Source organism: Streptomyces sp. NBC_00647 (assembly GCF_045207245.1).
In the GTDB taxonomy this organism is placed as follows: domain Bacteria; phylum Actinomycetota; class Actinomycetes; order Streptomycetales; family Streptomycetaceae; genus Streptomyces.
Genome location: NZ_CP109040.1, coordinates 4,133,747 through 4,147,637, shown reverse-complemented (window position 1 = coordinate 4,147,637; position 13,891 = coordinate 4,133,747). Strand labels below are relative to the sequence as shown.

8 protein-coding genes are annotated in these 13,891 nt (G+C 72.2%); 4 read left to right on the top strand and 4 right to left on the bottom strand.

What is annotated here, in order from left to right; genetic code table 11:
- Window positions 1-18 precede the first annotated feature (18 nt).
- Together speB and OG788_RS18095 are read left to right on the top strand one after the other, a co-directional pair.
- Window positions 19-987, top strand: a complete 969-nt coding sequence (gene speB, locus OG788_RS18100; RefSeq protein ID WP_261703555.1) for an agmatinase — start codon at window positions 19-21, stop codon at window positions 985-987.
- Window positions 984-2,669 (top strand): thiamine pyrophosphate-binding protein, encoded by a 1,686-nt coding sequence (locus tag OG788_RS18095; protein WP_406372033.1) that lies wholly within the window; start codon window positions 984-986, stop codon window positions 2,667-2,669. Before speB ends, OG788_RS18095 begins: the two co-directional genes overlap by 4 nt.
- A gap of 82 nt (window positions 2,670-2,751) precedes the next feature.
- On the opposite strand, the gene OG788_RS18090 is transcribed toward OG788_RS18095, so the two are convergent.
- From OG788_RS18090 to OG788_RS18080, 3 genes are all read right to left on the bottom strand, one after another.
- On the bottom strand, window positions 2,752-4,236 hold the full coding sequence (locus OG788_RS18090; protein WP_406372031.1) for an FG-GAP-like repeat-containing protein: 1,485 nt from the start codon (window positions 4,234-4,236) through the stop codon (window positions 2,752-2,754).
- A 182-nt stretch (window positions 4,237-4,418) separates the two neighbouring features.
- A complete protein-coding gene (locus OG788_RS18085; protein ID WP_406372029.1) occupies window positions 4,419-5,222 on the bottom strand; it encodes an endonuclease I family protein in 804 nt (267 codons plus the stop codon).
- 203 nt (window positions 5,223-5,425) lie between these two features.
- The gene (locus OG788_RS18080) at window positions 5,426-7,774 is read right to left on the bottom strand and encodes a glycosyltransferase family 39 protein (RefSeq protein ID WP_406372027.1); all 2,349 of its coding nucleotides are present in this window, start codon (window positions 7,772-7,774) and stop codon (window positions 5,426-5,428) included.
- Window positions 7,775-8,503: 729 nt separating this feature from the next.
- Between OG788_RS18080 and OG788_RS18075 the strand changes: the two genes are divergently transcribed.
- On the top strand, window positions 8,504-9,427 hold the full coding sequence (locus tag OG788_RS18075; RefSeq protein WP_351542095.1) for a serine hydrolase: 924 nt from the start codon (window positions 8,504-8,506) through the stop codon (window positions 9,425-9,427).
- 191 nt (window positions 9,428-9,618) lie between these two features.
- Window positions 9,619-13,347 (top strand): ABC transporter ATP-binding protein, encoded by a 3,729-nt coding sequence (locus tag OG788_RS18070; RefSeq protein WP_406372025.1) that lies wholly within the window; start codon window positions 9,619-9,621, stop codon window positions 13,345-13,347.
- Here the strand turns inward: OG788_RS18070 and OG788_RS18065 are convergent.
- A complete protein-coding gene (locus tag OG788_RS18065) occupies window positions 13,331-13,807 on the bottom strand; it encodes a hypothetical protein (RefSeq protein ID WP_351542096.1) in 477 nt (158 codons plus the stop codon). The genes OG788_RS18070 and OG788_RS18065 overlap by 17 nt on opposite strands.
- Between the last annotated feature and the right edge of the window lie 84 nt (window positions 13,808-13,891).

Genomic DNA, 13,891 nt, shown 5'->3' with positions numbered 1-13,891 from the left:
GAAAGAAGGCAATACCCCATGAGCAGCAACGAGACGCCCCGCGGCCCCGTCGACTCGTCCCGCATCCCGCGGTATGCCGGTCCCGCGACCTTCGCCCGGCTGCCGCGCCTCGACGAGGTCGGCACCGCCGATGTCGCCGTGGTCGGTGTGCCGTTCGACTCCGGCGTCTCGTACCGGCCGGGCGCCCGCTTCGGCGGCAACGCGATCCGCGAGGCGTCCCGGCTGCTGCGCCCCTACAACCCGGCGCAGGACGCCTCCCCGTTCGCCCTCGCGCAGGTCGCGGACGCCGGTGACATCGCGGCGAACCCGTTCAACATCAACGAGGCCGTGGAGACGGTGGAGGCCGCGGCCGACGAGCTGCTCGGCACCGGCGCCCGCCTGATGACCCTGGGCGGCGACCACACCATCGCGCTGCCCCTGCTCCGCTCCGTCGCCAAGAAGCACGGTCCGGTCGCGCTGCTCCACTTCGACGCGCACCTCGACACCTGGGACACGTATTTCGGTGCCGAGTACACGCATGGCACCCCGTTCCGCCGCGCCGTCGAGGAGGGCATCCTCGACACCTCGGCGCTGTCCCACGTCGGCATCCGCGGCCCGCTGTACGGCAAGCAGGACCTCACCGACGACGAGAAGATGGGCTTCGGCATCGTCACCTCGGCGGACGTCTACCGCCGGGGCGCCGACGAGGTCGCCGACCAGCTGCGTCAGCGCATCGGCGACCGCCCGCTCTACATCTCCATCGACATCGACTGCCTCGACCCGGCGCACGCGCCCGGCACGGGCACCCCGGAGGCGGGCGGCATGACCTCCCGCGAACTCCTGGAGATCCTGCGCGGCCTCTCGTCCTGCAACCTGGTCTCGGCCGACGTGGTCGAGGTCGCCCCGGCGTACGACCACGCCGAGATCACCGCGGTGGCGGCTTCCCACACCGCCTACGAACTGACCACCATCATGTCCCGCCAGATCGCGGAGGCCCGAAGCAAGTGACCCACGACCACGACCTGGTGCTCCGTCCGTCGGCGGCACAGACGGAGGCCGCGCTCAACCCGCCCGTCGGCCGCAACGGCGGAGACCTGGTCGTGGAGACCCTCTCCGGTCTCGGTGCGACGACCGTCTTCGGGCTGCCGGGCCAGCACGCGCTGGGCATGTTCGACGCGCTGCGCCGTTCCTCGCTCCAGTACGTCGGCCTGCGCGTCGAGAACAACGCCGGGTTCGCGGCGGACGCCTACGGCCGGATCACCGGCGAGGCCGCGCCGCTGCTGCTCTCCACCGGCCCCGGAGCGCTGACCTCGCTCGCCGCGCTCCAGGAGGCGCGCGCCGCCTCGGCGCCCGTCCTCGCCATCAGCAGCCAGATCCCGACCGCGGGGCTGGGCGGCGGCCGGCACGGCTATCTCCACGAACTCCCCGACCAGCAGGCCTCGTTCCGTGGCGTGGTGAAGTCGGTCCACACGGTCCGTACGCAGTCCCAGATCCCCTCCGCGATCGCGGAGGCCTGGGAGTCGGCGCTGACCGCCCCGCACGGGCCGGTCTGGGTGGAGATCCCGCAGGACGTGCTGCTCTCCGAGACGAGCCTGCCCGTGGTCACGGCGATGGACGCGACCCCCGAGGACGTCGTCCCGCGCCCCGAACTGACCGCGCTCGCCGCCCACTTGCTGTCCTCGGCGGCCCGCCCCGCGATCATCGCGGGCGGCGGTGTCGTCCGGTCGGACGCGTCCGGCAAGCTGCGCGCGCTCGCCGAGAAGCTGAACGCTCCGGTCGTCACCACCTTCGGGGGCAAGGGCGCCTTCCCCTGGGAGCACCCGCTCTCCCTCCAGTCCTGGCTGGAGGACCGGTACACGACCGACTTCCTGGAGGACGCGGACGTCCTGCTGGTGGTGGGCTCGGGCCTCGGCGAACTCTCCTCGAACTACCACACGTTCAAGCCCCGCGGCCGGGTGATCCAGATCGAGGCCGACCTCGGCAAGCTGGAGTCCAACCACCCGGCGCTGGGCATCCACGCCGACGCGCGCCTCGCGCTGTCCGCGCTCCTCGAGACGGTGGAGGATCGCCCCGACCCGACGGCGGCCGACCGCGTGAGCGTCGTCCTCGCCCGGGTCGCGGAGCGCATCGCCTCCCAGGAACTCACCCTGGAGCAGGACGTGCTGGCGTCTGTACGCCGGGCCCTCCCGGACACGTCGCCGTCCTTCTGGGACATGACGATCCTGGCGTACTGGGCGTGGTCGGCCTTCGACCCGCGCGGCGCCAACACCATGCACTCCGCCCAGGGCGCCGGCGGCCTCGGCTACGGCTTCCCGGCGGCGTTGGGCGCGGCGGCGGCCGACCCCTCCCGCCCGGTCCTCGCGGTCTCCGGCGACGGTGGCGCGCTGTACTCCATCGCTGAACTGGCCACGGCGAAGCAGTGCGACCTCCCGGTCACCTGGCTCATCGTGGACGACGGCGGCTACGGCATCCTCCGCGAGTACATGACCGGCGCCTTCGGCCAGGCGACGGCCACGGAGCTGTCCCGCCCGGACTACGTGGCCCTCGCCGAGTCGTTCGGGGTGCCGGGTGTCCTCACGAGCCCCGAGACGCTGGAGGAGGACCTGGCCAAGGCCCTGGCCGCCCCCGGTCCGTCGGTGGTCGTCCTGCCCGCCCTGCTGCGGATGTTCGCGCCGACGCACCTGGGCTGAACGCTCGGGACGCGGTCGCGGGAACGCGAGAGCGCCGGGGAGCGTGCGACACGCTCCCCGGCGCTCTGCCGCGCGAGGCCGCTCAGCGCAGGGACGAGCCGAACAGCGCGTTCGTGTAGGGCGCCGAGAGGGTCTTCGGGCCGAACGCGAGGGCGGACGTGGTGGTCAGGCCGGTGGTGGTGCCGCGCAGGACCCAGACCGCGCCGGCGGAGGCGTTCTCCGCGGTCGAGGACGCGGCGAGGTCGGGGCGCCCGTTGCCGTCGACGTCCAGCAGCGCCGTGGCGGCGCCGAACCGGTCGTCGGTCTCGGCGACTCCGGGCACACCGGCGGTGTCCTGGTGGAAGACCTGCGTACCGGCACCCGTGACGCCGGAGGCGCCGCCGTGGACGAGGGCGACCGAGCCGGCGTCGACGACACCGGCGACGTCCTCGCCCGCGATGCCGAGCGCGATGTCCGCGTAGCCGTCACCCGTGACGTCGGCGACCGAGACGGCCGAACCGATCTCGTCGCCCTCCTCCTGGGCGCCGGGGAAGCCGGCCAGGTCCTGGTCGAAGGTCTGCACGTGATCGGTGAGGCCGGCGGCGGAGCCGTACGAGATCCGCACCGTGTCGTTCCAGCCGTCGGCGCCGGAGACGATGTCGTCGAACCCGTCGCCGTTCACGTCGCCGACGCCGGTGTTCAGGGTGATCCCCGTGCCGTCGCCCGGGGCACTGGCCCGCTTGAAGCCCGACGGGCTGCCGTACAGCAGCCGGTTGCCCCACGTCCCGTCACCGGTGTAGTGCCACTGGACGAGGTCGTCCCTGCCGTCGCCGTTGATGTCGCCGACCTGGCCGGAGACGACGGGACCGCTGACCGTGTCGCCGTCCTCCTCGCAGCCGTGACCGGTGGCACAGGAGGCGTCGTTCTCCTCGTATCCCCACCAGGAGGACTTGTCGAGGATGTTCAGGACGGCGGCCGGCTTGCCGGCGCGGGAGAAGGGGCCCTTCCACAGGGCGGCGGAGATGGGTATCGGGTCGTCGCCGGCGACGGACTGCGCGGAGAACAGGGCGAGGTCCGTGGTGCCGTCGCCGTCGAAGTCGCCGGCCGCCGGCGCGGCGCCGTAACCGGCGAGGGCCGTGCCCCCGGTGAGCCCGGAGGCGGAGCCCCACAGGACGACCGAGCCCTCCTTGCCGCCCGCGACCACGAGGTCGCTGTAGCCGTCCCTGTCCAGGTCGGCCCTGGTGAAGGACGCCCCGAAGCGCTGATTCGCGGTGGCGGAGCCCGGGACCCCGCCGGTGGAGCGGCTGACGATCTTCTTGTTCGCGGTGGACAGGCCGCCGGCGGAGCCGTACACGACGGCCACGTAACCGGCCCGGGCCTTGCCCGACACGGTCGCGGTCGGGGCGCCGACGACCAGGTCGGCGTAGCCGTCCCCGTTGAAGTCGTCCCGGGCCTCCGCCGATCCGGTGGCGGCCTGGGCGGTGGCGCCGGTGAGGGCCCAGGTGCCGATTCCTCCTGCCAGCAGCGCGGCGGCGGCCAGGGGCGCGGTCAACCGCGCGGAGCGGCTTCTGCGTCGTGCTCGGGACATCGGGTGCCTTTCGTCGTTCCGGTGGGACGCGGTGGTCCGGCGCGTCCACGCAGTGCGACTCGGGCGGGGCGTCACTGGTTGTACGCCCCGAGGCCATTCATTTGTCACCTTCCGGCGCCCGAGGGCCCCGACGGACGCCTGAACTCCCTTTACTACGGAGGGAGTTCAGGCGATCACTCTGCCTACCAGATCGCTTCCACCCATTCCGGGTGGTCGATGAACGGGTTGCGGTTGTGCTGGTAGGTGTCGTAGATGGCCTGGTTGCGCTTCTCCTCGAAGGCGCTCGGCGGGTCCTCGTCGTTCCACTGCTTCAGCACGGACAGCTTGCCGATGTACGGGGTGCTGCCGTTGTTGACCTTCTCGTCGGGCTCCAGGTTGGCGAAGCCGTCGTCGCCCTCGTAGCGGACCGCCATGTAGAGGATCATGCGGGCCACGTCGCCCTTGTCGGCGTCGCGCGGCTCGAACGAGTCGGAGTCGACGAGACTGCCACCGCCGTTGGCGACCGCGCTGCCGCCGTTGTCGAAGTCCAGATTGCCGCGGATGCTGTTGACCTGGACGTCCGCCGGGCGCAGATGGTGCAGATCCGTGCCGGGACCGGTCACCTCGCCGAAGTTGCCGTGCGACTTGGCCCAGGTGTGCTCGCGGTTCCAGTCGCCGACGTCGCCGCCGTTGAGGGACTTGCTGCGCGAGACGCCGCTGTACAGCAGGATCACGTTGCTGCTGTTGTTCGGGTCCTGGTCGGTGACCTTCAGCGCGTCCCAGACCGCGGAGTACGAGATCTTGGTCTGGCTGCTGATGATGGTGTGCAGCGAGGACTTCAGGGTCGTGCCGGTCTTGCCGACCGCGTTCTTGTAGTACGTGCTGTCGTACGCGGTCGTCGTGGCATTCGCGGGGGTCGCGGCCACGGTCGGCAGGGTGAGGCCGACGAGGACCGCGGAGGTGCTCAGCGCCAGGGTCTTCCAGCGGCGTATGTGCGTGGCGGGCATCGTGGGGTGTCCGTTCTACGCGGGTTGAATGGAGCGGGTAACCGGGAGGGTGACATGCACATGCGGTACTTGGGGTTAAGGAGAGGTGTCGGTTCCGTGTCGGGATTCAACAACTCGTGCAGTCCACGCGAGACATGACAGAACGAACGAGCGGCCCCTGACCGGACATGTGGTCAGGGGCCGCTCGGTGTCGGGCGGGTGGGTCAGCCGACGTCGGAGGCGTCCAGCCGGTAGAGCGTCGAGGCCGTCTGGCCGCCACTCTGCGCGCCGGATCCGGACCCGGACGAGGTGCCGGACGCGGACCCGGACTCCGAAGTGGAGCCGGACGAGGCGGACTTGTCGTACGCGCTCTCCTTCACCGCCGTGCCGTTCTTCTCCACCCACGTGGTGATCTGCGAGCTGAGCGTGTTGTTTCCGCCCATCCCGCCGCCCATGCCGCCGCCGAGCTGGATGTAGTGCAACTCGCCCTTGCGCACGAGCTCCTTGAGCTTGGCGAGGGTCATCGCCCTGTCGGAGCCGGTGAAGCCGAACATGGAGATGACGGGCTTGCCGGTGCTCACGATCAGCTGCGCCGCGCCCTGCGAATTCGACACCGCCAGCAGCCACTTGGCGCCGTCCTGGTGCTTCTCCAGATAGGAGACCAGGGCGGCGCTGGTGGTCCCGCCCATGCCGCCACCGCCCCCGCCGGGGCCGCTCGCGCCGCCGGGCCGCTCCGCGGTACCACCCGGGGTGCCGCCGTTCCCGCCCTCCGTCGGGCCGCCACCGGGGGACTCCCCGTTTCCGCCGCCCTGTTGGCCCGCGTCCTGGCCGCCGCCGGGGAAGCCGCCCTGGGGCTGCTCGCCGTTCCCGCCGGGTGCCTGGCCGCCACCGCCGGGCGCCTCGCCCCCTCCGGGGAAGCCACCCGCGGCTCCGCCCGCCTCGGTGTTCGGACCGCCCTGCGCGTCGCCGCCGGGTGCCTCGCCGCCGAAGCCGCCCCGGCCGCCGCCGGGACCGCCGCCGAAGCCTCCGCTGCCGGTGGTCGGCCCCGCCGTCGGGTTGGTGCCGCCCATGCCGCCGCCCATACCGCCACCGGCGGCCGCGGGTTCGGCGACGGCGTACGCCGCCGGGCCGGCGAGGGCCGCGACGACCGCGGCGGCCACGGACGCGGTGAGCAGCCGGGCACGGTTGCCGGAGCGGAAGAGGAACAGGCCGGCGATCGCCAGCGCCATGACCACCGCGACGGCCGGCCACAGCCAGCCGTTCCAGTCGGCGGCCCGGCGCAGCAGCACGACCGCCCAGATCGCGGTGACCGCGAGTCCGGCCGGCAGCACCCACCGCCAACGGGCGTCCTGGCCGCGGAAGGCGCGCAGCAGCAGGACACCGCCCGCGCCGGTCAGGGCCGCGATGCCGGGGGCCAGCGCGGTCGTGTAGTAGGGGTGCATGGTGCCCTCGGCCATGCTGAACGTCAGATAGTGCAGGACGGTCCAGCCGCCCCACAGCACCAGCGCGGCGCGCCGGGGGTCGGTGCGCGGCGCACGTCCGCACAGCACCAGGCCGCCGACGAGCGCGATGCCCGCGAAGGGCAGCAGCCAGGAGATCTGGCCGCCGAGGACGTCGTTGAACATCCGGCCGAGGCCGGCGGTCCCGGCGAAGGTGCCGCCTCCGCCGCCCCCGCCGCCTCCGCCGTTGCCCTCGCCGCCCAGCACCCGGCCCAGGCCGTTGTAGCCCATGATCAGGTCCCAGGCGGAGCCGTCCGTGGAGCCGCCGATGTACGGGCGCTCGTCGGCCGGTACGAGCGAGACGGCGGCCGCCCACCAGAAGCTCGCGACCGCCAGGGCCACGGTGGCGAGCAGCAGGTTGCGGACCTTCCTCGCCCAGCCGAGCCGGGAGGCGTACACGTACACGGCGAAGACGGCGGGCAGGGCGATGTACGCCTGGAGCATCTTGGTGTTGAAGGCGAGCCCGAAGCAGACCGCCGAGCCGAGCAGCGGCAGCAGCCGGCCGTCCCGGGTGGCCCGCAGGCCCAGGGCCGCGGCCGCGACCATCAACAGGACCAGGGTGGTGTCGGGGTTGTTGTCGCGGTTGATGGCGACCGTGATCGGGGTCAGCGCGAGGACCAGTGCGGCCACCGCGGCCGCCGGGTGGCCGAAGACCCGCTTCACGGAGGAGTGCAGGATCCAGATCGTGCCGAGCGCGGCGGCGACCATCGGCGCCATCATCTGCCAGGTCCCGAAGCCGAGGACCCGGCAGGACAGACTCATGATCATGAGAGCGAGCGGCGGCTTGTCGACCGTGATGAAGTTCCCGGCGTCTAGCGAGCCGAAGAACCAGGCCTTCCAGCTCTGGGTGCCGCTGAGCACCGAGGCGCTGTAGAAGCTGTTGAGGTCGGAGGCCGACAGATTCCAGGAGTAGAGGACTCCGGCCAGTACGAGGATCGCGAGCAGCGCGGGCAGCGACCAGCGCGGCGCGGCCGGCGCCGTCTCCGCGGGCTCCGCGTGCGCGGACGCCGTCGTCGGCGGCGGGGCGTGGGGAGTCGTGGGGGCGTCGGGCAATGGGTCAGTGGCAGACGTCACCACCGCACCATGACGCGAAGTGATGGGTGCGGACTGTGGCCTGCCTGGGGGTGAGCTGTGCGTCCGGCTCCGCCGCCGGATCACCAGGACATACGCCCCGCCCTCGGATCAGCGGGGTATCCGTCCCCGCCCTCGGGTCGCCGGGGCGCCTGCCCCCGCCCTCGGGTCGCCGGGGCGTTTGCCCCCGCCCTCGGGTCAGGGGGGTATCCGTCCCCGCCCTCGGGTCGCCGGGGCATCCGCCCCCGCCCTCGGGTCGCCGGGGCATCCGCCCCCGCCCTCGGGTCGCCGGGGCATCTGCCCCCGCCCTCGGGTCAGCGGGGTATCCGCCCCCGCCCTCGGGTCGCCGGGGCGTCTGCCCCCGCCCTCGGATCAGCGGGGCGTCTGCCCCCGCCCTCGGATCAGCGGGGCGTCTGCCCCCGCCCTCGGGTCAGCGGGGCGTCTGCCCCCGCCCTCGGGTCAGCGGGGTATCCGTCCCCGCCCTCGGGTCGCCGGGGCATCCGTCCCCGCCCCGGATGAACAGGGCATCCGCCCTCCGTCGCCGGATCACCAGGGCGTCCGCCCCTCGCCCCGGAGCACCCGGAGCACCCGGAGCACCCGAACCCCCGCCCCCGGAACACCCGGACTCCCGTCCCCAGAACACCCGTACAACTTTCGGACCCCCCTGTGAGTCATCTGGGGCGAGCGCGCCGGGGGCGCGTTCGTATCGCTTCAAGGGGATGGGAAGCCTCCATGACTCACCGGATATCCCGGGCTGCCCGTGTGCTCGCAACGAGCCTCGGTGCCGCGGTGATCGTGCCGATCGCGATCGCCGCGGCCCCGGCCGGTGCCGCGCCGGCGCCGACGGTCAGCTGTACGTCGAGCAAGGCCGGTCTGGCCGCCAAGCTGCAGACGGACATCACCGCGGCGCTCGCGAACCGCAGGGGCACCGTCGCGGTCGGACTGTACGACCGCTCGACGAACACGACCTGCACACTCCGCGCCACCACCTCGTTCGACTCGGCCAGCACGGTGAAGGTCACCGTCCTCGCCACGCTGCTGTGGGACGCGAAGAAGCACAACCGCTATCTGACGAGCACCGAGACCTCGCTCGCCACCAAGATGATCACCCAGTCGGACAACGCCTCGACCACCAAGCTGTGGAACCAGCTCGGTCTGACGAAGATCAAGGGCTTCCTGACCGCGGCCGGGATGACGAAGACCACACCGGGCACCGGGGGCTACTGGGGTCTCACCCAGATCAACGTCACCGACGAGCAGAAGCTGCTCAAGCTCGTCACCGCCAAGAACACGGTGCTGAGCGACAACTCCCGCGCGTACATCCTGAAGCTCATGGGCCAGGTCGTCTCCTCGCAGCGCTGGGGGACACCGGCCGGGGCGCCCTCGACGGTCGCCGTGCACGTCAAGAACGGCTGGCTCTCGCGCTCCTCGAACGCATGGCGGGTGCACAGCCTCGGCACCTTCAACGGGGGCGGCCGCGACTACATGATGTCGGTGCTCACCGTCGGCAGCAGCACCATGGACTACGGCGTCGCGACCATTCAGGCCGTCGCCAAGGTCATCCACAAGGACCTCGTGCCGATCACCGTCGCCCCCCAGCGGTTCACGCCTACCTCGCAGCCGACGGAGGCCTTCCCGGCCGTCCCGGCGGGCTGACCGGGTCCGGAGACCTGCGCCGTCACCTTCGTACACCTTTTCGTACTCCGTCGTCCGCCCGCCCGGCCACCTGGCCCGGCGGGCGGACTGCTGTCGCGTGGGCGGGCGGACGAATTGTTGCGGAGGGATGAAATCCGCTCCGTTCGGCGTTGGTGCCTTCCGGCGGAGTGAGATCTACGGAAGGCACCGGAGTGGCAGCGGAGCGGGGATGGGCACGGCGGCTCGCCGGGTACGCGTGGCGGTACCCGAAGGACGTGGTGCTCGCGCTCGGCTCCTCGCTGGGCGGCATGGCCGTGATGGCGGTGGTCCCGCTGATCACCAAGGTGGTCATCGACGACGTCATCAGTGATCACAGCCGCGGTATGGCCCCCTGGGCGGGCGCGCTGCTCGGCGCGGCCGTCCTCGTCTACGTCCTCACCTTCATCCGCCGCTACTACGGCGGCCGGCTCGCCCTCGACGTCCAGCACGATCTCCGTACCGACATGTACGGGACGATCACCCGGCTGGACGGGCGGCGCCAGGACGAGCTGTCCACCGGGCAGGTCGTGGGCCGCGCGACCAGTGACCTCCAGCTGATCCAGGGCCTGCTCTTCATGCTCCCGATGACCATCGGGAACGTCCTGCTCTTCCTGATCTCCCTCGGGATCATGGCCGCGCTGTCCCTGCCGCTCACCCTGGTCGCGCTGGCCGTCGCTCCGGCCCTGTGGTTCGTCGCCAAGCGCAGCCGCTCCAGGCTGCACCCGGCCACCTGGTACGCGCAGGCGCAGGCCGCCGCCGTGGCGGGGGTCGTCGACGGCGCCGTCAGCGGTGTCCGCGTGGTCAAGGGCTTCGGGCAGGAGGACCAGGAGACGGGCAAACTGCGCGAGGTCGGGCGGCGGCTCTTCGCGGGGCGGCTGCGGACCATCCGGCTGAACGCGAAGTACACCCCGGCCCTCCAGGCCGTGCCCGCCCTCGGCCAGGTCGCGATGCTCGCGCTCGGCGGCTGGCTGGCGGTGCGCGGGCAGATCACGCTGGGCACCTTCGTGGCGTTCTCCACGTACCTCGCGCAGCTCGTCGGACCGGTGCGGATGCTGGCCGTCGTCCTCACCGTCGGGCAGCAGGCCCGCGCCGGCGCCGAGCGGGTTCTCGAGCTCATCGACACCGAGCCGTCGATCAAGGACGGCACCAAGACCCTGCCGGCCGACGCGCCCGCCACCGTCGAGTTCGACGACGTGTCCTTCGGGTACGAGGAGGGCCGGCCGGTCCTGGACGGGCTGAGCTTCGAGATCCGGCCCGGCGAGACCCTCGCCGTCGTCGGTTCGTCCGGCTCCGGCAAGTCGACGGTCTCGCTGCTGATGCCGCGCTTCTACGACGTGACGCACGGCGCCGTCCTCATCGGCGGGCACGACGTCCGCGAGCTGACCACGGAGTCCCTGCGCGCCGCGATCGGGCTCGTCCCCGAGGACTCCTTCCTCTTCTCCGACACCGTGCGGGCCAACATCGCCTACGGCCGCCCCGACGCCACCCAGGACGAGATCGAGACCGCGGCCCGCGCCGCCCAGGCCGACCGGTTCATCGCGGAGCTGCCCGGCGGCTACGACACCACGGTCGGCGAGCACGGACTCACCCTCTCCGGAGGGCAGCGCCAGCGCGTCGCGCTCGCCCGCGCGATCCTCACCGACCCGCGCCTGCTCGTCCTCGACGACGCCACCTCCGCCGTGGACGCCCGGGTCGAGCACGAGATCCACGAGGCGCTGAAGCACGTCATGGAGGGCCGCACCACCCTGCTGATCGCCCACCGGCGCTCCACCCTCAACCTCGCCGACCGCATCGCCGTTCTCGACGGCGGCCGGCTCGCCGACATCGGCACCCACGACGAGCTCCAGGCCCGCTCCGCGCTCTACCGGCGGCTGCTCACCGACCCCGACGAGCTGGGCGGCGTCTCCCCGGGACACGCCCTGCCGGCGGCGCCGCAGGAGGACACCTCCGTACGCGACGAGCTGGACGCCGAGTTCGACGCCGAGCGCGGGGTGACGCCGCACCTGTGGACCGGCGACCGCGAGCCCAGGGACAACGCGCTCGCCGGGATGCCCGCCACCCCGGGACTCCTTGCGCAGGTCGAGGCGCTGCCCCCGGCCACCGACGTCCCGGACGTCGACGAGGCCCGCGCGGTCGCGGCCGAGGAGTCCTACGGACTGCGCAGACTGCTGCGCGGCTTCGGGGCCCCGCTGCTCATCAGCCTCGCCCTGGTCGCCGTCGACGCGGTGATGACGCTGCTGCTGCCGATCCTGATCCGGCACGGCATCGACGACGGAGTCACCCGGCTCGCGCTCGGCGCGGTGTGGGCGGCGGCCGCGCTCGCGCTGGTCACCGTGCTGGTCCAGTGGGCGGCGCAGATCGGCGAGACCCGGATGACGGGCCGGACCGGCGAGCGGGTCCTGTACGCGCTGCGCCTGAAGATCTTCGCGCAGCTCCAGCGCCTCGGCCTCGACTACTACGAGCGGGAGCTCACCGGCCGGATCATGACCCGGATGACGACCGACGTCGACGCGCTGTCGACGTTCCTGCAGACCGGGCTGGTCACCGCGTTCGTCTCCGTCGTCACCTTCTTCGGCATCATGGCCGCCCTGCTGGTGATCGACGTGCAGCTGGCACTGGTCGTCTTCGTGACGCTGCCGCCCCTGGTCATCGGCACGTTCTTCTTCCGCCGGGCGAGCGTCAAGGCGTACGAACTGGCCCGTGAGCGGGTGTCGGTGGTCAACGCCGATCTCCAGGAGTCGGTGTCCGGGCTGCGGATCCTCCAGGCGTTCCGGCGCGAGGACGCGAGCGGGCGGCGGTTCGCGGAAGGCAGCGACAGCTACCGCAGGGCCCGGATCCGCGGGCAGTGGCTGATCTCCGTCTACTTCCCGTTCGTCCAGCTGCTGGCCTCGGGGGCCGCGGCGGCCGTGCTGATCGTGGGCGCCCACCGGATCGACTCCGGCACGCTCACCACCGGCGCGCTGGTCGCCTACCTCCTCTACATCGACCTGTTCTTCGCGCCCGTGCAGCAGCTCTCGCAGGTCTTCGACGGCTACCAGCAGGCCACCGTCTCGCTGGGCCGCATCCAGGAACTGCTCCGGGAGCCGACGTCGACGAAGGCGGCCGACGAGCCGCTGGAGGTGCCGTCGCTGCGGGGCGAGATCGCCTTCGAGGACGTCGGCTTCGCGTACGGACGGGCGGACGAGGCCGAGGAGGCGCTCAGCGCGGTGTCGTTGCGCATCCCCGCCGGGCAGACCGTCGCGTTCGTCGGGGAGACCGGCGCGGGCAAGTCGACGCTGGTGAAGCTGGTCGCGCGGTTCTACGACCCGACGGGCGGGCGGGTGACGGTCGACGGCACGGACCTGCGCGACCTCGACATCACCGCCTACCGGCACCGGCTCGGTGTCGTCCCCCAGGAGGCCTACCTCTTCCAGGGCACCGTCCGCGACGCCATCGCCTACGGCCGTCCGGGTGCCACCGACGCCGAGGTGGAGGCCGCCGCCCGCGCGGTCGGCGCCCACGACATGATCGCCACGCTGGACGGCGGCTATCTCCACGAGGTCGCCGAACGCGGCCGCAACCTCTCCGCCGGCCAGCGCCAGTTGATCGCGCTGGCCCGCGCGGAGCTGGTCGATCCGGACGTCCTGCTCCTCGACGAGGCGACGGCCGCGCTGGACCTGGCGACGGAGGCCCTGGTCAATCAGGCCACGGACCGGCTCGCGGGCCGCCGTACGACGCTGGTGGTCGCCCACCGGCTGACGACGGCCGCCCGTGCGGACCGGGTCGTGGTGATGGACCACGGCCGCGTCACCGAGGACGGCACCCACGACGAACTGCTCCGGCTCGACGGCCGTTACGCCGCGTTGTGGCGGACGTTCGTGGGCGCCCCGGAACCCGAGGAGCCCGTCAGCTCCTCTGCTTGATGTCGGAGATCTTCTTCGTCGCCAGATCCGACTGCACCGTCAGATAGGTGTACGTCGGATGCTGGGCCGAGCCCCAGGTCAGCCGGACCGTCGACCACGTGTGCCCGGCGCCGCTGTCGCCCGGTGTCACCTTCCAGGCGCGCGGCACGTCCTGGGCGCGCAGCACCCCGTCGGCATGTTGGCGGTTCTCCCAGGTCGTCAGGCGGGAGCGGAGTCCCGACGTCAGGTAGAAGGACCGCAGCTGGGTGCTGAGGCGGCCCGAGCCGGAGTCGGTCACGGCGTCGATGTAGGAGCCGTAGAAGTCGGCCACGCGGTCGTAGGCGGGGCCGTTGCTCCCGCTGCGGGCGGGCGGCGGGGCGGTGGAACTCGCGACGGCCGGTACGGAGGCACCGGCGGTGATCAGAAGGGCCGCGGCGACGAGTGCGCGGCTGGTCGTGCGGGAGGGCTTGATGCCGGACATGAACTACCGCCTTTCGTTTTCTGATCAGTTGGACTCCGGGTAAACAGGCACGGTTGCCCTGAAAAAGGAAAAAACCTCGCACGA